The 18549-nt window shown below is 61.8% G+C and carries 17 protein-coding genes; 2 read left to right on the forward strand and 15 right to left on the reverse strand.

What is annotated here, in order from left to right; all coding sequences use genetic code 11:
- Nucleotides 1–361 precede the first annotated feature (361 nt).
- The gene (locus tag AC3WJU_RS21060) at nt 362–754 is read right to left on the reverse strand and encodes a hypothetical protein (protein WP_059389568.1); all 393 of its coding nucleotides are present in this window, start codon (nt 752–754) and stop codon (nt 362–364) included.
- Nucleotides 755–995: 241 nt separating this feature from the next.
- Nucleotides 996–2540 carry a sensor histidine kinase gene (locus AC3WJU_RS21065; RefSeq protein WP_253257456.1) on the reverse strand — a complete coding sequence of 515 codons (1545 nt, stop codon included), beginning with the start codon at nt 2538–2540 and terminating at the stop codon, nt 996–998.
- Between the two features lie 411 nt (nt 2541–2951).
- Between AC3WJU_RS21065 and AC3WJU_RS21070 the strand changes: the two genes are divergently transcribed.
- On the forward strand, nt 2952–3776 hold the full coding sequence (locus tag AC3WJU_RS21070; RefSeq protein ID WP_492260770.1) for a response regulator transcription factor: 825 nt from the start codon (nt 2952–2954) through the stop codon (nt 3774–3776).
- 11 nt (nt 3777–3787) lie between these two features.
- Here AC3WJU_RS21070 and AC3WJU_RS21075 read toward each other — a convergent pair whose 3' ends face one another.
- The 13 genes from AC3WJU_RS21075 to AC3WJU_RS21135 all read right to left on the reverse strand — a co-directional run bounded on the left by AC3WJU_RS21075 (nt 3788) and on the right by AC3WJU_RS21135 (nt 16930).
- On the reverse strand, nt 3788–4243 hold the full coding sequence (locus AC3WJU_RS21075; protein WP_284990031.1) for an Hpt domain-containing protein: 456 nt from the start codon (nt 4241–4243) through the stop codon (nt 3788–3790).
- A gap of 127 nt (nt 4244–4370) precedes the next feature.
- Nucleotides 4371–5255 carry a type II secretion system F family protein gene (locus tag AC3WJU_RS21080; RefSeq protein ID WP_284990032.1) on the reverse strand — a complete coding sequence of 295 codons (885 nt, stop codon included), beginning with the start codon at nt 5253–5255 and terminating at the stop codon, nt 4371–4373.
- Nucleotides 5256–5263: 8 nt separating this feature from the next.
- A complete protein-coding gene (locus AC3WJU_RS21085; protein WP_284990033.1) occupies nt 5264–6196 on the reverse strand; it encodes a type II secretion system F family protein in 933 nt (310 codons plus the stop codon).
- 7 nt (nt 6197–6203) lie between these two features.
- Entirely contained in the window at nt 6204–7721 is a 1518-nt protein-coding gene (locus AC3WJU_RS21090; RefSeq protein ID WP_284990034.1) for a TadA family conjugal transfer-associated ATPase, read from the reverse strand.
- The gene (locus AC3WJU_RS21095; RefSeq protein WP_492260771.1) at nt 7721–8914 is read right to left on the reverse strand and encodes a CpaE/TadZ family protein; all 1194 of its coding nucleotides are present in this window, start codon (nt 8912–8914) and stop codon (nt 7721–7723) included. The genes AC3WJU_RS21090 and AC3WJU_RS21095 overlap by 1 nt, the downstream gene beginning before the upstream one ends.
- Nucleotides 8911–9681 (reverse strand): Flp pilus assembly protein CpaB, encoded by a 771-nt coding sequence (gene cpaB, locus AC3WJU_RS21100; protein WP_492260772.1) that lies wholly within the window; start codon nt 9679–9681, stop codon nt 8911–8913. Before cpaB ends, AC3WJU_RS21095 begins: the two co-directional genes overlap by 4 nt.
- Before the next feature lie 33 nt (nt 9682–9714).
- Complete coding sequence (locus AC3WJU_RS21105) at nt 9715–10740, reverse strand: Tad domain-containing protein (protein ID WP_492260773.1); 1026 nt, start codon at nt 10738–10740, stop codon at nt 9715–9717.
- Nucleotides 10728–11102, reverse strand: a complete 375-nt coding sequence (locus AC3WJU_RS21110) for a TadE/TadG family type IV pilus assembly protein (protein ID WP_284990038.1) — start codon at nt 11100–11102, stop codon at nt 10728–10730. Before AC3WJU_RS21110 ends, AC3WJU_RS21105 begins: the two co-directional genes overlap by 13 nt.
- Before the next feature lie 124 nt (nt 11103–11226).
- Nucleotides 11227–11472 (reverse strand): Flp family type IVb pilin, encoded by a 246-nt coding sequence (locus AC3WJU_RS21115; protein WP_284990039.1) that lies wholly within the window; start codon nt 11470–11472, stop codon nt 11227–11229.
- 76 nt (nt 11473–11548) lie between these two features.
- Nucleotides 11549–11776, reverse strand: a complete 228-nt coding sequence (locus AC3WJU_RS21120; RefSeq protein WP_284990040.1) for a Flp family type IVb pilin — start codon at nt 11774–11776, stop codon at nt 11549–11551.
- A gap of 383 nt (nt 11777–12159) precedes the next feature.
- Nucleotides 12160–14982: a PEP/pyruvate-binding domain-containing protein gene (locus AC3WJU_RS21125; RefSeq protein WP_492260774.1), complete on the reverse strand. Its 2823-nt coding sequence runs from the start codon at nt 14980–14982 to the stop codon at nt 12160–12162.
- A 99-nt stretch (nt 14983–15081) separates the two neighbouring features.
- Nucleotides 15082–15747, reverse strand: a complete 666-nt coding sequence (locus AC3WJU_RS21130) for a PAS and ANTAR domain-containing protein (RefSeq protein ID WP_307054626.1) — start codon at nt 15745–15747, stop codon at nt 15082–15084.
- A gap of 220 nt (nt 15748–15967) precedes the next feature.
- Nucleotides 15968–16930: a plastocyanin/azurin family copper-binding protein gene (locus AC3WJU_RS21135; RefSeq protein ID WP_284990043.1), complete on the reverse strand. Its 963-nt coding sequence runs from the start codon at nt 16928–16930 to the stop codon at nt 15968–15970.
- Nucleotides 16931–17348: 418 nt separating this feature from the next.
- Between AC3WJU_RS21135 and AC3WJU_RS21140 the strand changes: the two genes are divergently transcribed.
- Nucleotides 17349–18395, forward strand: coding sequence for an LCP family protein (locus AC3WJU_RS21140; protein ID WP_492260775.1), 1047 nt, complete (start codon nt 17349–17351; stop codon nt 18393–18395).
- The last annotated feature ends 154 nt before the right edge of the window (nt 18396–18549 follow it).

The raw sequence follows: 18549 nt of genomic DNA on the forward strand, positions 1-18549 counted from the left end.
CCCGACGCCCGCTCACATATACGCCCCTCTCCCCCGACGCCCGCTCACATATATGGCCAAATGCCGGAACGCTCGCTCAGATCATCTGAGCGAGCGTCGGCGGAAAACACCCCAAAGGTGAGCGAGCGTCTGGGGTGAGCACGGCGCAAAGGCGGGACGACAGCGCAACGGGACTGCCGCCGTCGGGCACTAACGGACCTTTCCCGGCGCACCGACAGCGACGCTCGCTCAGATATATGGCCCTTTCCCCCGACGCCCGCTCACATATATGGCCAAATGCGGCGACCCTCGCTCAGATCATCTGAGCGAGGGTCGCCGGAAAACACCCCAAAGGTGAGCGAGCGTCGGGAGGGGTGGGCGCTTAGGCTGAGGCCGACGCCGGGATCAAGGCGGGTCGCGGTGTCAGTTGCTTCCGCGCCCAGCGGGCCAGCTTCTTGCCTTTGCCTTTCCACCAGCTGTCCTCGTCCTTGTCTTGGTGCCAGCGGAAGATGATCATCACAATCACGAAAACGCCCATTGCCACGTCGGCCCAATTCCATTGGATCGCCTTGGCCAGCACGCTGACGCCCATGACGAGAATCGACGGCACTGCCAGGGTCTTGAAGATGGTGTTGGCGACATAGCGCCGATGCGACCGTGGCACGGACATGGCACGGACCATGTCGAAACACACGCAAACCACCACCATTGCCTGGCCCAGGTCCATCAGAATGAGCCCGGGCAGCGAACCGGCGAACATGGAAGCGGATTCCATCCCCGCGCTCAACGGACTGCCCCCGTCACCATGGGACGCGGAAAGGACACAACAGGATTGCAGGAAACACACATACGGATAACCCCCAGAGACCAGGAACTGCATTGAGACCAACTGGGTTCCATTCAATCTGGCGGCTCCGGGGCCGGTCACGAGTAGTGGGTACTCTACTTTGCGCGGCTGACTACTTGCCGCCGCGTGCAGTTACCCGGTCCGGGAACGGACCCACTACAGTCCCGGCCTAATACAGTGCGGGCGCGCCGGCCTGTGACGGTTCCTGGGGTTGGCCAGCCGGCAGCGCCACTGTGAAGGTGCTTCCACTACCGGGTTCGCTGCTGCAGGAGATGCTGCCTCCATGTCGTTCCACGATGGACTTGGTTATGGACAGCCCGAGGCCGACGCCGGGTATCGCGGCTTGACGGGCAGCATTTGTCCTGAAGAACCGGGTGAAAATCCTGGCCGACTCGTCGGTGGTCATGCCCATTCCCGTGTCCTTCACTTCGAGCTGGACCCAACCGTCGTTCCGCTCGGCCCTGATGGTCACGAGTCCGCCACCGGGTGAATACTTGATCGCGTTGGATACCAGATTGTCCAAGGCCTGGCCCAGCCTCAAGGGGTCGGCGTTCGCCCACAGGGGTGCCGGAACGTCGGCGACGAGTCCCACGTGCGCGGCGTCGGCCTGCGCCCGAGCAGAAACCAGGCTGTTTTCGACCAACCCTGCCAAATCCGTGCGCCGCAGGTGCACGCTCTCTACTGCCGCGGCTGACGAGAGCAGGTCCTCCACCAAGGCCCGGAGCCGCTCGGCATTCCGCTCCGCAACTTCCAAGCCAAGCCTTGTTGCTGGTTGGAGCTCCTGGTCGCCGCGGAGCACAAGATCGATGTTGCCCAGGATCGATGTCAGCGGCGAACCGAATTCGTGCGAAACGTTGGCAACCAGTTCGTCCTTGGCGGCAAGGGCATCGACAACATCCGTCACATCCTTGAAAACGATCACCGCACCACCAAACCCGTCGTCGAGCTCGCTTTTCATTCCCCGCGCGGCGGTTGAGATGGCCCGTTGGCCGGTACCGGCGCCGAACCACAGCAGATAGTCGGAATATGTTTCCCCTTGAACGGCCCTCCGAACAGGGCCCTTTTCAAGTGGGACTGGCGTCCGCCGGTCCTGGCCGAAAACCAGCCAGTCTTGTTCCCCGGGTCCCCGCGAGCCTTCCGCGGGCATTGCCATCTTTATGAATGCATTTTGTTGGTTGTTGATCAGGAGTGTTTCGCCCTTCGAATCGACGGCGACAATTCCGACGTCGATCGTGTCCAGGATTGTCTTGAGCAGCGTTTCCCGCTCCCTGCTCGCGGCCAACAATTGCCGCAGGGCCTGATCCCGCTGGCTTACCCGCCGTTGCTGCAGACGGGCATTTGAGCCGGCCAGACGAATGGAGACTGCCATTGCAAACATCATGAGGGGCAAAAGCAGTACTGAAGAAATGTCTGACGACGTCGGACGGGGCATGTGCGAAATGACCGGCGGAATCGCGATGAGGAAAGGACCCACAAAGCTGAGGATCAGGCTTGTCCTGGAAAGCATGCCCGAGGCAGACAACCAGATCACGGGAAAGATAGCCAACGTGATGAGGCCCGGTACCGCGCTGAAGGCGCCGTTTCGAGTGAACCACAGGGCAACAAAATCCAAAATAGGGATTGCCAGGCCCGCGCTTGGCGACAATCTCTCCCAAGGAACCAGCAGACAGCCCAGGAACAGGATGCCGTGGAGGACGACTCCGGTGACGAACAACCAATTTTGGATTAAGCCTGGCCAAAGGGTTGGGGCTGCGATCGCCAAGCCCGCGATGATAAGCGTTAGCGGCAATTCACAGACAGCCAGGCGGGCGCGAGGCGTGAGTTTCCTGAAGAAACGGGCGGCCGCGCGGAAAAATGGCTGCTCACTCAAAGTCGAGACCCTTCGTTGGAGATTCGCGAACCAATTACTGCTCCACGCGATTCCCGAAGGAACCGCACAGAGCCCACTATTCCCCCCCAAGGAACCACAATACGACGCCCCGAACGATCCAACTGGAAGTTCGGAGCAGCGCTTAATCCACATATTAGATGCCAGATGGCTTCAATGCTTGTATCGTGAGTATTTGGGTGGCATTTACCGCATTGCGCTGGGCTGTGCGGCGATGTGCACCCACAAGGATGTCCAATGAGCGAGCCTGGGGTAGCTGTAGTCATTGAGGATGACGAAGATGTACGAAATCTGGTTGACGCCATCCTCAAAGAAGCTGGATTTGTGGTGCATTCTGCCGCCACCGGACGCGAAGGGGTGGAGGTCGTACGGGACCACCATGCCTCGGTGGTGACACTCGACGTCGGGCTTCCGGATATGGACGGCCACGAGGTCCTGCGTCGGATTCGGCAATTCAGCGACGCATATGTCGTGATGCTGACGGCCAGGCGCGACGAGCCGGACACGTTGACGGCATTCCTGACCGGCGCGGACGACTACGTCAAGAAACCGTTCTTGCCCCGTGAATTGAGGGCCAGAGTCACCGCCATGATGCGGCGGCCTCGCGCCGAGGGCAGGCTTGCGTTGCCGGAGGAAGGTCGCGTGGGTTACGTGCCCGACGGCGGTGCGGCCGGCGGCGGCGGTGCGGGCGGCGGCGGTGGTTCGGCCGGGACCGGAGGGCCAGATGGAGCGGTGATTCGGCACAACGGCTTGGCCCTGAACTACAAGTCACGCATGGTGACGCTTCAAGGTTCGGTCCTGACTCTGACGCGAAGCGAGTTCGATCTTCTCTACGACCTGCTTCGGGCCAAGGGCGAGGTGCGGACGCGCGCTGACCTTGTGAGGGCGGCCCGCGGAGACTACTACGACGACGATGCGTACATCAGCGACGCCGACGAACGGGCTGTTGAGACCCACATCGGCAACCTCCGCCGAAAGCTCCGTGAAGATCCACAATCGCCGCGATTTCTACAGACCGTCCGGGGAGTCGGGTATCGCCTGACACCGAAAAGGTCAGATTGAGCCGGCGAAGGTCAATCGTTCCGGAGTACGTAGCTGTCCTTTAGTTCCTGGACCGTCAGATGCCCGCATTCCGCAACTTCCTTGAGGAGGGGCCGAGCCTCCCGCAATTCACTTTTTCGAATGCGTTCCTCCAGTTGCGCTGCAAGCACCGCGAGGCGAACACCGCCAACCATAATTGACGAGGTTCGGAGGCTTAGGACTGCGTTCAGGGCCGCGGCCACGTCGCCGCGCTCGACGGCGGTAGCCAGGATTTCGTATCGCTTAACCCAGAGTTTTGCGAAGTCGCCAGCAAACGTGCGTGCGATCAGCGGATTGTCCACTTGGTCTTCCAGGAGTTGGAATTCCGCGAGATCCAGTATGGGATGTTCGGCCAGCGGGACGATGGGCAGCCCAGTAGAGTCGTCGACTGAGCCGGGATGGCTCGGATCTGAATCCTCGTTGACCTCGCTGGAACCTGAACTGAACATAGCCCAATGCTACTTTCTGAATTTCCGGAAAAACCGAAGTTATGGCTATCTTAAGGAAATCTTAGGCCTTTCTTGATTTAAGCCTTTTTCATCTGGTCCGCCCAATTCGGAGAATGTGATATTGCGCTCAGCCTCCGCTGAACGTGGTTATGGTGTTGATGACTGCCGGACCCAGGATCGCTATGAACAGCACCGGGAAGATGAAGAACAGAAGAGGGAAGAGGATCATGACCGGAAGCTTCATTGCCTTTTCTTCGGCGCGTTGGCGGCGCTTCACCCTCATCACCTTTGCCTGGACCCGCAGGACCCGGCTGATCGCAATGCCGTATGTGTCCGCCTGGATTACGGCCTGCACGAAGCTTCGGAGCTCAGGAACGTTGGTACGCTCGGCCAGTGCCAGATAGGACTCGCGGCGGCTCCGTCCAACTTGCATGTCCTGCAGTGTCCGCACCAACTCCTCGGCCAGCGGCCCCTTCCCGTTTTCCCCGGCGCGGGCCAATGCTCCTTCGAAACCTAGGCCCGCCTCGACCGATATCAGCATTTGGTCCATGGTATTTGCGAGTTCCAATTGCAAAGCTTTTTGACGCTCTTGTCCTTTGCTGTAGAGCAAAAGATCCGGAATGAAGTAACCAAGCAATACAACAAAAATCCCTACGAGCTTGATGATCCCGCTCGAGCTGTTGGCACTGATGAATAGGCCCAAGAGCGCCCCGCATAATCCAAGGAAGGGCTTAGCCGCGAGGACGCGACCCAAAGGGAGCGACGGCGGGCGGCCAGCCAGCGCGATCAGCCGATCCAGCTTCTGGACGTAGCTTCCAGGCGTCAGGCGGTAACCAATGTACTCGAGTGCGCCGCCACGATTTTGTGGACCGGCCTCGGCAACACTTTGACCCTGCGTCAAAAGCTCCTGGACGGCGCGCTGGGTTTTGCGGTCAACCGACAGGAATGACCAAGCCAGGTAGGCGACAGGCAGGGGAACTAATAGCAGTGAGAGGAGGAGAGAGGGATTCACGCGTCACCTCAAAATTTCAAGTCGATGATCTTGCGCATCCAGAGACCGCCAATGGTCATCAGGATGGCTGAACCCGCTATCATTCCCCAGCCGAGCGGATTGGAGAACATCACGTCCATGTAGCCGGGGTTGACAACCATAAGCATGGTCACGATGCCGAACGGAAGCGCCATCAGGATGTATCCGGAGAACTTTCCCTCCGCGGCCAAGGATTTGATATGTCCCTTGATCTCGCTGCGTTCACGTATGGTCTCGTTGACTTGGTCCAAGACCTCCGCGAGGTTTCCACCTACCTCGCGGTTGATTTGGATGGCCTGCGCGATCCACACAAAGTCCTCGCTCCGCATTCGCTCCGCTGCGTCGTTGAGCGAGGCCTGGAGATCGCGGCCAAGGCTTGTCTCGGTGATGATCCGGCGCATTTCCTCTGCAGTCGGGCTGGCCGATTCATTGGCCGCAGCGTCGATGGCGCGGAGGATGCTGTGTCCGGCCCTCAAGCCGCCGGACAGTAGTTGGAGGGTGTCGCCAAGCTGAGCGTCGAATTTCCCGCGCCTTTTGCCAGCCAGGGAACCGAGGATGAGCCGGGCAACGAAGGGTGCCGGGATGAAGAATAGGATGGCCACCCACGGGCCCCCGATCACCAGCCCGATCAAGGCACCCACGAGTGCACCCGCAATCACAAGGATGAAGAAATCCGCCTGGCTCATCCGCAGTCCGGCATTCTCCAGTTCTTCACGATTGAAGAGCCGCACGTTGCGCCTGGCCAGAACCCCGTGAAGTACCTCGGTGGCAGAACCTGCAAACCGCGTCAGCTGGGACCCCGAGCCTTCGTGATACGGACGCCTCCTATCGAACGGAACTTCCGGGGTTTTCGGCAAAATCACAGCCACCCCGAAAAACAGGATGGCTGAAAGCATCAAGGCCATTCCGATCATGAGCACCATGTTCCACTCACGTCCTTGCTGCTGTTGCAGTTGCCAGGGGAGCGGCAAATACCCCGGGAGAAACGCGGATGCCCAGGTCATCGAAGCGGTCGATGAACCGCGGACGGATACCCGTCGGGACGGGCCTTCCAAGAAACATCCCGTGGGCGTCAACACCAGCCGAGTAGTCGAAAACAAAGGCGTCCTGGAGAGTGACGATGTCGCCTTCCATCCCTTGAACCTCGGTGACGTGTGTGATTCGGCGCGTTCCGTCCCGCAAACGGGAGATCTGGATGATGAGATTCACGGCCGAGGCAATTTGCTCGCGGATTGCGCGCAGCGGCAGGTCCATGCCGGCCATGAGCACCAAGGTTTCAAGGCGTGCCACCGCATCGCGAGGGGAATTTGAGTGCACCGTTGAGAGTGAACCGTCGTGCCCGGTGTTCATCGCCTGAAGCATATCGAGGGACTCTCCGCCGCGGACCTCGCCGACGACGATCCTGTCCGGCCGCATACGGAGGGAGTTCCTGAGCAACTCCCTGATGGTTACTTCCCCCTTGCCCTCCGTGTTCGGCGGCCTGCTCTCAAGCCTGACCACATGTTGCTGTTGGATCTGCAGTTCTACGGCGTCCTCAATCGTGACAATCCGGTTGTCCTCGGGGATGAAAGAAGACAGGACATTCAACAACGTGGTCTTACCCGTTCCGGTACCCCCGGAAACAATGATGTTCAGCTTCGCCTTGACGCAAGCGTTAAGGAGCTCAGCCATCTCGGGTGTGAGCGTGCCGAAGTCGATCAGGTTCCTGATAGTCAACGGTATTTTGCTGAATTTTCGGATGGTCAACGACGATCCGCCCACCGCGAGGGGAGGGATCACGGCATTGACGCGCGAGCCGTCTTCAAGTCGCGCGTCGACAAGAGGGGACGACTCGTCGATCCTGCGCCCCACCTTCGAAACAATGCGTTCGATGACCCTCCTGAGATGGTCCTCGGAGCTGAAGCCGGAATCCGTCAAGGTCAGCTTGCCTTTTCTTTCGACGTAAATCTGGTCCATCCTGTTGACCATGATTTCGGTAACGTCTGCATCGTCCAGCAATCGTTGAAGCGGCCCGTAGCCAAGGACGTCATCCGCCACGTCCGCCACGAGCCTGCTGCGTTCGTCCGCGGACAATGGAACCTGCTCGCCGTCGATGATCCGGATGAGCTCTTCCCGAGCAGTAGACCGCAACTCCTGTTCGCTGACGCTCGAGTCGTTGAACCTTGCCCCCAGTCGCTCGAACAGCGCCGTAGCGGCGCGCTGCTTGAGGGCAGCGAAAGCGTCCACCGGTTGCGGGGTCCTGAGCTTCGGCGAGTCAGGGACGTCGGACAGCTTGACTGACGTGTGGGGTTTTGCGGCACCGCTAGGCTTCCCGCCGGTAATTGGCCTTCCTTGCTGAGTGGACTCAGCGAACGTCGGTTTGGGCGAAGACGGCGTGTTTGCGACCCTCCGGCCGACAGACACCTCGACCTTGTCCTCGGCAGCATGCAGGCGTTCGGAAAGCTTCATTAGACCACTACCCTTCTGTGCAGTTTGCGCTGCGCCGTGGCACGCCACGTGGGATTGAACCGCTCCACAAGTTGCCTGAGCCCTTTGACGGCCGGATCCTTTACCGAGTCCTGGAGCACGGGAATGCCGCGATTTGTTGAGAATGCGACGGCTTTCGATCGAGGGATACTCACGTCAACCGGGGCACCGACGGTGGATTCGACGTCCTGGACCGACAGCCCCGACTTGGAATCAGCCATGTTGAGCACCACGTGCCGGGTTTCCGGCAGGAGGTTCAGCCTGCGGAGAATGTCCAGGCCGGAGCGAAGGCCGCGGACGCTAGGAACGTCCATGCCCGTCACCCAGACAGCGTCCGAGCATTGTTCGAGGGCAGCGAGCCCGATTTCGGGTAGTCCGGGTGCCGTGTCCACCACCACGTACTGGAACTCTTGGGCGAGCTGTTCGAGGAGCCTGCCCACCTGTTCCGGCGAGATCTCGTCTGCTTCGACGGGGTCCTTCGGTGCACACAAGGCATAAATGCTTGCCGGGTGGACCGTCAGGAAGGCCTTGAGTACCAGAGAGTCCTGGCTTGCCGACGGCGTGACAGCGTCGGTAACGGTGTGTTCCGGATTCAGATAGAGCCCGGAAGCGACGTCGCCGAATTGCAGGTCCAGATCCACGATCACCACGCTCATGGGTGCGATCTTGCCCAGCCCGACGGCGATGTTTGTGGCGATGGTCGTCTTGCCCACGCCACCCTTGGGCGAAAAGACGCCGATCACCAGGCCCTTCGGGGAGCCCGATTGCTTGGGTTCCATGGTGCGCTGCCGGCTGGCGAAAGACTGGCATGCGCGCTCAAGCATGATCCGTATCTGGGCCACGTCCGCTGCCGGGCTCATGATGTCGCGAATACCGGACCGCATGGCCTGGAGCACGAAAGACGGATCCAATTCGCTCACAAGGATCACGCTCAGCTCCGGCAATTGCACATCGAAGACGGTAGCCAAGCGAAGGGCGTCCTCAACGGGAACGTCAGGTCCCAGAATCAGCACTTCGAGTTGTTCCTGATTGAGCGCGCCAAACAGCTCAGCAGGATCGGCAGGCAAAACGCTCGTGAAGAATGTCTGCACGCTTCCGGGCAGGCCACCCGCAACAGCTTGGCGCAGCCGTTGGTCAAAATCGGTATTGGGGGTTATCAGGACAAAACGGCTCACCTGTATACCCCGCTCTTCTGCATGACGGTGGGACCACTGTCTTTGGCATCCAACGGCTCTTTGCTGAGCCAGATCTTTTCGAACTCGGCGGCGAAGACAATCTTGGATGCGTCCACATCGCTCACTGCAACGGTGAGCATGAGGGAGCCCGTAGGAAGCGCGCTGTCTTTGGAGCCGGCCGCACCGGAACTCGGATTCGGCGTCGCCTGTGCACTCGCTGCCGGCTGCGGGGCGCGCTGCACCATGGTCACAAGAACCTTGTGAATCGCCAATTCAGTGGTTTCCTTGTCCGGCTTCGCCTCGATTCCACCATTCGCCATGGAGATGAAGATTCCGATGTGATCACCTGGAACCAGCAGTCCCCCGACTACCCGCTGGGGTTCCAGTTGAAAGGAGACCTCTTGAAGCCCTGCCGGCACCTTGACGTCCCCTGGAGTCTTGAGTGCATCCGGGGCCACCAAACGTTCGGCCACCAGGGTTTCGCCAGGGACGAGGTCGACGGCGGCGACCTTGCCTGCTGAATCCCCGAGGGTATGTAGCGCTGTTTTTGGCACGGCCGAGCCCGGCATTTGCTGGGTAACGACGGAATCCTTCATGGCGTCCACGGAGGTGCCGGCCGGGATCGCGGCCTTGACAACCAACACGTCAACCGGAGCCAGGTTCTGGACAGCCCGCTGGTCCGCGCCCTGAGCGTAGGAGAAGACGAGAATCACCCCGACGACGGCCAGCAGTGCCGCTGCCGATCCGGCCAACAAGCGTGACTTCACTTACTACTCCTGTGCTCAATGAATGGACGAAAGCTAATTGGTGAGGCGGACAATGGTCGCCCCAAACGCGTCTACCGGGCCCAGCGAGTAGCCATCCGCCAGCGAAACGTACTTGACGAAACTCCCGATGATCCCGCGGCAGTTTCCGGTACATGCAAGAGCGTTGGAGACATCGGAATTCGTGTTGCGGAAGCTGTCGGGAAGACTGTTGTTGCCGCTGAACTTCCACCCGGCCACTTTGAATGCGGCGAAGGACACCAGATGGTAAACGGCGCCGCTTCCCGTACCTGTGACAGCGTCGAAGACCGGAAGCAGAACGACGACGTCCCGGCCAGCGGTGATGGTATCTGCCCACTTTTGAAGGGTGGTTGCGCAGTTACCCGGTGTGCTGTTGCCCGGCGCGCTCCCGCCTTCACTCGCCGCGAGGTTTATGGTGCCGCCGCACACGCCGGGATCTTGGACAATCCAGCCAAATCCCCCGGCAACCGTGGCGCCTGAAGGGCCGTAATTGCAGCTGGGATTGGCACCGGAGCCATGATCCTGAAGAAGCTGGAGGGCTCCGCCGATGTATCCCTGCACCTGGCAGATGGAATATACGAGAGGAAAGGGGGTTCTACCAGCTACGGCGCTCCCCCACTGAACACTGGACGTGGTCACAACGTCGCTCGAGCTGAAGCCCAGGACGCGGGCGAAGAACAGCGAGACGGCGTTCGGTGCGCCGCCCGCCTGCTGGGCGCCGGCGGTCACGGTGACTTGCCGGTTCGTCAGATCCAAGCTGACGGACTTGATGTTGTTCAAACCGTCGATGGCGTTTTTGTTTGCGATGCTGCTTGCGATGGGAGACGTCGATGAGCAGTTCGGATCGCTCGTGTTGGCGGCGCACTTTTGTGCCACTGCGAGGGCCGCGGCGTCGGACCCGTTCTGGACCTGCGCCCGTTCCGAGTACAGCATTCCTACATCCACTGCCATGGCTGCAAACCCGAGCAGCACCACCAACAAGAGCGCGACGAGGACCGCTACCGCTCCGCGTTCGCCGTCGTCTCCCCTCAGCCGCTGCATACCATGACTCCTACGCCTTGCATGGGAAAAGGCCCCGCGATTCCCGTGAGGGTGCTGAGGGTGTAGTTGATCGTCACGGACATTTGGGCGCCCGAGGTGCAGCTGGCGGGAGTGAAGACGAAATTCGTGTCCTGCAGTTTTGGATTCAGCGAGACGCCTGCGTTCTTAGCTGCTGTCTTTGCCGCCGTTTGATCATTCGAGATCGCCATAACCCGGACCGCTTCCCGGGCTGAATTTGAGAGCGATACTTGCGCGTTATAGGCCCTGCCGAATTCCATGATGCCCAGGAGCAGCATGACCAAAATTGGTGCCAGCAACGCGAATTCGACCGCCACGGCACCGCGCTCTGCTGCCCTGGCCATGAGAGTCTGCCTTTCGTGCTGTGGAGTCGCGTGCTGTTGAAACAAGAAGGGAGCCTCTGGAAAAAAAGGGGTGTCGGTGGGTGGGACTGAGCCCCACCCACCGAACTGGCTCCTGCGGTGACGGCTACTTCGAGCAACTGCCGGGAACTGCCGCCGTCGAACCGGACGCAGCGACGGTCCCGGTCCAAGCGCCGCCCTTCACGCTGCAAGCCGTGCTGTTGAAGGTCTCGACGAGATTCCCGCCGAGCAGTGACACAGCGACGATGATGACAACAGCGATGAGGGCAACCATGATGCCGTACTCGACGGCGGTAGCGCCGGTTTCGTCACGCTGCGCGCGAGACATGGATTTTAGGACGTTGGAAAGCACTGAATCTCCTAGCATGTATCGGCGAACGTAGCGGGGGCACATGCCCGGGCTAACGTTCAACCCTGATTGGGTGTACTTACTTGGAGCAGGAGCCGGCAACCGTAGCGGTTGCCGCCGTGTAGACGCCGCCCTTCACGCTACAAGCCGTGTTGCTGAAGGTCTCCTTCAGGTTTCCACCCAGCAGCGTGACAGCGACGATGATGACAACAGCAATGAGGGCGACCATGATGCCGTACTCGACGGCGGTCGCGCCGGTTTCGTCACGACGGATGCGGGACGCGGTGTTTGAGACCAGAGAAAACATGTGAAACTCCTGAGCGAGTTGGGGAATGTGGGCTGGTCCAGCACCAGCTCTCTAGCAACTTAGCAACGCCAAATACCCCGTGGAGCAGTCCTTGGGACTTCCTGTGTCAAGACTCGCGATCCTGCGCATTTCTTGGGTTAAACCTAGGGAAACCCTTGCGATCTCGGGCTTTCCTGCCGAGCCCGAGCAAAGGTGGGAAAGCAGCTCAACCGCCCCGCCGCCGTCGGGCCCCACCCCCGGAACCCTCGCTCGGATATACGGCCAAATCCCGGAACCCTCGCTCGGATATGTGGCCAAATCCCCGAACCCTCGCTCAGATCAAGTGAGCGAGCGTCCGCCGAAAACACCCCATATGTGAGCGGGCGTCGGAGGGGGGCGCAACGCTAGGCGGGTGGGGGTTCGACGGTCACCGTGCCCGCGTCGCCGTCGACGGTGATTTGTTGGCCGCTCGTGAGCCGTTGGGTGGCGACTCCGGTGCCGAGCACGGCGGGGATGCCGTACTCCCGGGCCACAATGGAGCTGTGGCTCAACGGGCCGCCGACGTCCGTGACCACGGCGGAGGCCATCGCGAACAGCGAGGTCCACGCGGGAGTGGTGATACGGGCAACCAGGACCTCGCCGGGCGCCATCTGGCTGAAATCCTGGGGCCCGCCCAGCACACGCGCAGGAGCACTGACCCGGCCGGCACTGGCGCCGACTCCTTTGATGACGTCGCCCGCCTGGTCCTGGGAGCGTGCCGGCATCATCGATTCGAAAGCGCCCTTCATCCAACGGGTCTCCGGCAGCAGTTGCGGCGCGGCCGCCTTGGCCTGGCCGCGCCAAAGCATCTTGCGCTCGTCGACGACGTCGGCGCGGACGGGGCGCGCCGCCCCGGTAATTGCCACGGCCACGGGTGCGGGCGGTTCCGTCGAGCCCGACGGTTGCGGCGCGGCGAGGCCGAACTCGACGGCGCTTTGCAGCTCCTGTTGCCGCAGCCAGAAAACGTCGGCGGGGCGGGCGACGACGCCTGAGTAGACCAGCCGTTGTCCGAGTTCGAGCAGCATCCGCCGGATCAGCGGCCAGGCGAGCCCGACGTCGGCGAGCGCGTCTTCGCGGATCGGTGCGGACTTCTGCGCCCACCGGAGCAGACGGATGAACGGCGCCCTGCGACTCCGCCCGAGCCGGGTCCGTCCGAGCCGGGCGAGTATGCGCTCGGTTTGGTCCTCCCGCCGGGCGGCCGAGAGCCGCTGGCGCTCATGCGGATCGTTGCCTTGGCCCCGGAGGTAGAACTTCACCGTGTCCAATAGCGCCGAAGGATCGTCGGCAGGCACCGGGCTGGCGAAATCCAGGTTGTAGACCGCATGGCCGAAGCGATCGAGGTGGGCTTGGAAACGCGGACGCCATTGCTGCCAAAGCGCCGGGTCCATGCCGGCAGGCGGGAGCCAGTTTCTCTGCGACTCGGCCAGTGCGGCTGTCGGTTGATTGAGGAATGCCTGGGCGAGCCCCTCGACTTCCCGGGCCCACGCGGCGAGGTCGTACAACGATTTCTCTGCACGGATGGGTTCACTGTCGTAGCCGAGAAGGAATGTCTCCGCCGAAGGATCTCCAGCGCGTCGGATGAGTTTGTCGTAATACGCGCGGAAGGAAATTTCGCTCGTGGCGGCGATCGGTATGACGGACTCCACGGCCGTGTAGTACACGGTTCCGGCGTCGAGCAGCGTCCGGACACCCGCAAGCAGATCCTCTCCCGAAAGCTCCCCCAGGGACTTGGCGGACCAGTCCTCGAGCACCTGCTTATAGCGCGGATGCGAGAATTCCCTCCAGCCAGCCAAGCCCATGTGCGCCTTGCCACGAGCCAAGGCGACCACGGCGGGACCAACCTTGCCCATGACGCGCCACATCGCCGCGGTGCGGTAGTAGTAGTACGCGTACCCGTTGATGGTGGGCAGCCCGACGTCGCCGTCCCTGACCACTTCGCTCCCGACGGCCTCGTTCATCAGCGCCTTGAGGGACCGGGTTACCGAGCCGTCGATGAGGTCGGCGAACAGGGGCGAGAGCGGATCCGGCAGTTGTTCCACGATGCTTGCCCGGAAGTAGAGCCCCTTCGGGTAGGGCAACGGCCAGGTATCCGGGGTGTCAGCAACGGGTTCAGGCAGTGCCGTGATGGGCCGGGATTGCAGCATGAAGAAATTGCCGTCCGCCCGCGCCCATTCGATGTCCTGCGGAGTTCCGAAGTAGTCCGAAATCCTCGTTCCATAGCGGGCCAGCGCGGCGGCAGCCCCGTCGTCGATCACGGCCCGGTTGCGAAGCGTCGCAGGGACCGGCTGCTCCGTAGTGCCTCCTTGGTCCGGCGCGACGTCGGCAGCGCGGTCGGCGGCGCGGTCGGCGGCGCGGTCCGGGACGCCCTCGGCGTACACAGTCATGACTTCCTTGTCGGCCGTCCGGCGCGAGAGCACGCGGCCCGTTCCCGCTTCCACAACAAGGTCATCCGTGGTGACTGTTCCACTGACCACGGACTCCCCCAGGCCCCACGCGGCACTGATGGCGATCTGGTCGCGTCGGCCGTTGGCAGGATTGGCGGTGAACATGACCCCGGCCGCCTCGGCCTCGACCATCCGCTGGACAACCACTGCGAGGCGTACATCGCCGGGCGCAATGCCTTCACGGTTCCGGTAGGCCATGGCCCGCGCCGTCCACAAGGAAGACCAGCAGTCGACGACGGCGGCATCCAGCGCTTCCGCCCCGCGGACGTTGAGGTAGGTTTCCTGTTGCCCGGCGAAACTGGCCGAGGCAAGGTCCTCGGCCGTGGCGGACGAGCGCACCGCAACCGGCGCGGAGCCGCCGTCGTCACCGTCGGGCCCGCCGCCCTCGCCGGGCCGCTCGCCGCCCTCGTCGCCGCCGTCGTCGCCGCGAAGGCTTTCATAAGCGGCGGCGAGCTCGTATGCGATGGCCGCAGGCATGGTCCCACCGGTGAAAAGGTCCCGGATCGCGGCCGAGGCGTCCTCGTAATCCTGGGGCGCGGCCTCCGGCGGGAGCGTCGCCAGTTCCTGGATGCGCGCCTGGATCCCGTTGGCATCCACGAAGGCCTCATACGCTGCGGTGGTCAGCACGAACCCGGGAGGGACCGGCAGCCCGGCGCGGACCAGGTTGCCCAGCCCGACGCCCTTGCCGCCCGCCACGGCGACGTCCGCTGCCTGGACATCGGCGAAGTTGAAGATGTAGGTCATGACCGTCGCTCCTTGTCGCGGAGACGCCCTCATCGAGCCTGACCCACAACATACTGCCACGCCGTTGGGCGCGAGGCGATGGCTGGGCCGGCCGGCTTCTTACTGGGGGCTCAACGCGCGTTTCACCGCCGCTTGGTCGCAGGCCTGGAGAACACGGATGAACTCGTCCATTGCTTCCGGCCCCGCGTCGGTGTCAGCCACGCGAACAAGGTGGGAGGCGAGGACTGCGACTTTGACGTTCGTCATGCTGCTGCAACCCGCCAGCAGTTTGAAGGCGGCCTCGGAGCTGAGGAGCAACCGCCCCATCAGGATGCCGCGTGCCTGATTGATGACGCCCCGCGTCGCATTGGCGCCCGCGACGGCGTCACGCGCCGCCTGCTCGGTTTCCCGCCGCAGCGTGGACGTCAGGTCCACCGTGGTCCCCTCGAGCGCGACGGTGCCCGAGGGGCCCAGTTGCGCATTCCCCGCCGTCAGGACCCTGCGGACATGTCCCTGCGCGTCGATGATCCGGTGGTAAATGCAGAAGTGTCCGCCCTCGCGGAATACCTGAGCCAGGATCTCCATGGCCCGCGGCCGGTCATCCGGGTGCTTGTGCGACATCAGCAGCTCGAGCGTGGGCACTACTTCCCCACGCTGGTAGCCGTGGAGATTGAAGAGCCCGTCGGACCATTCCGCTTTCCCGGTGAGCGGGTCAAAGAGGAAAGTTCCGGCCGGAAAGCCGGGGGCGCCCAGTGCACTCGAGTACGTATGAGGGCTGTCCAACATGGCGCAAAGACTCATTTCATAAGGTTGCTTATTAATTCAGCTAAGCGTACAGAATACAACGCGTACGACGGCGGTGCGCACCGCCTGCTCACGGCCCGCCGCAACCCGGGGCTTGGTTCCCGGCCGGGTGTTTGTAGCGCCCATGCAGGAAACCAGCCCCGGATATGCAAGAAACTACCACGTACGGGAAACAAGCCCCAGTATGCGTTCGAATCAGCAGCTAGTCCTTCACCACCACCTTGCCGACCATTCCAAAGTAGTCGTGGAGTGCGCAGATGTAGTCGTACACCCCTGCCTTGTTGAAGGTCACCGTGAACGTCACGCCCGGCGGCAAGATACCCGAATTGAGCTGCCCGCCCGTGTAATTCGTCGGATCGCCCAGCGGCGGGAACGGGTTGGCCGGCTCGGCACCGAAGGTCACCGTGTGCGGCTCGCCCATGCCGTTGTTCACGAAGCTCACGCTCTCGCCAACATGGATGACCACCTTTGGCTCGATGAACCGCATGACACTAGCCACGCCGTCGTCGGCTCCGGCAATCACGGTGTGGTTGTCCGCCTGGTCGCGGGCGTCGCTCCATAGCTGGTTGCCGTCACGGATGATGGCCCGTTCAGCCCGCTCTACCCGGTTGTTGTATTGCCCCTGGGTGTACGGGTAGTCCGTACCCTTGGCCCGCACGTGGACTGTGCCCTTCATGGCCGCGCCATGCACCAGGCAGTAGTACGTGAAATCGCCGGTATCCGGGAACTTCAAAGTGTAGGAACCGACTTCGGCGAACCCACTATTCGAGACGTTCGACATCACGCCGGAGTTGTAATAGGAGTGCCCGTCGTAGGAGGTGCCGCCCTGCGCGGATATATAGAGGGGACTGAATGGATCAAAGGGTTGCGTGGACTCGATGGTTTGCCCGGCGGCCAGGAACGTGACTGTATGTATTTCGGCCGCGTTGGCCTCCCAGGTGACCTTGTCACCCGCATTGATGTAGATGTTCTTCGGCAGGAAGGACATTCCCTGGATGGCCTGGTCCGACGATTCGGAGCCGACCTGGACGGTCCACGTCCTTGGGGATTTGCCAGTGTCCGCTGCCGCTGTGCCGCTGAGCGCGACCGGCAATACCAGGGCAAGGAGCAAAATCATGAGCGCCCGAAAGCGCGGCAATAAGAGGGGTTTTGGATGAGCAGTCATAAGACTCATTCCTTAGGAAAATCTTTGCTGACCGGCTGTTATTAGCCTGGAAATTTTGAGGCGCCGGAGACCATGGCGTCGTTTGACGGTGACTCGGTTTCTTTTAATTCCCTATGAACTTCAGCTCGCAACTGCTGCCCGTCCCCCGCATACGGCGCGGCGCCACGGCGTTGGGGCCATGCAGGATCCTCCCTTGCTCGCAGGGATAACGTCCGGTTCCGTGGGCCAAGAGCCCCCCATTACGGAACCGAAAGGACACGGCAAAACCGGCCCATGTGAAGGCGAGAGATTTATCTCTCATCGTGCTACCAAGACGTTATTTTGTCGAGACACCAGGACTGCGCCCGGGAGATTTTTGTGGCCGAAATGAGGCCTTCCCTGCCGCGTTTTTAACCCACCTGGGTGATACGTTCCGGACATGAACGGACGACGGCGACTGTGGCTTGCGGCGGGACTGGCAGTTTTGCTGGCCCTGGTGGTGGTTCTGGCCGCGGTCATCGCCGGATCCAACAACACCCCGTCCTCCGCACCGTCCTCCTCAAGCCCCACCGCGACCCCCACGCCGTCGGCAACTCAAACCCGTAAGCCAACCGCAGCCGCATCTGCCCCCGCACCTGCCCCGCCGACCATCCCGGAGCTTCCGGCGGCGCCAATGAACATCCTGGTGATCGGCAGCGACAGCCGTGAAAATGCCAAAGAAGAGAACAACCAGACCATCACAACAGGCCAGGCATCGGACCAACGTTCGGATTGCCTGATGCTGATCCACGTTCCGGCGGACCGGCACAAGGTCTACGGTATTTCGATCATGCGCGACAATTGGGTGGACATCCCCGGCTACGGCGCGTCAAAAGTAAATTCGGCCCTTGGTCTGGGAGGCACCCCCCTGGTGGTCCGTACGGTGGAATCGCTGCTCGGCGCCCATGTGGACCACACGGTCATGCTTGATTTCCACGGCTTCAAACTCCTCACGGATGCCTTAGGTGGCATCGACGTCAATGTCACGCTGCCGTTCACCTCCACTATTGAGACCCAGCATCAATTCGTGGCCGGCATCAACCACTTGGATGGACAGGCCGCCCTGGAGTTTGTCCGCGAGCGCCATGCCTTCGTCGACGGCGACTACCAGCGCGTCCGCGACCAGCAGACGTTCCTCCGCGCTCTCCTGGTCAAGCTTTCGGGAGGCGTGCAGAATCCTGCCAGCGTGCTGGGACTCGTCCAATTCGCAGCCAATGACCTCACCGTGGACGACGGCTTTGACCCGATGTCCGTCGCCATCCTGGCCTACGGACTCCGCACCGTGGATCCCACGGCATCAGTCTTCTTCACCTTGCCCACCGCGGGCACGGGTACTTCCCCAGACGGACAATCGATCGTTCTGCCGGATTACGCGGGGATCGGGGAAGTGGCCGCGGCGCTGCGGGACGACACCCTCCCGCAGTATGTGGCAGCCCACGGTTACTGAGGCTCCGCGGGCTACTCGTTTCCACTACTGGGAGGCAGCAATGCATTTGCCTCCCACCACTCGAAAACTACTTGATCGAATCTTTAACCAAACTTCGAGAAAAGCTTGCGGGAACCTTGCGGCTTCCTAAAAAACCTGCCCGAAAGTAGAGGAC

The sequence above is a fragment of the Arthrobacter sp. FW306-1B-F12A genome, assembly GCF_058781865.1.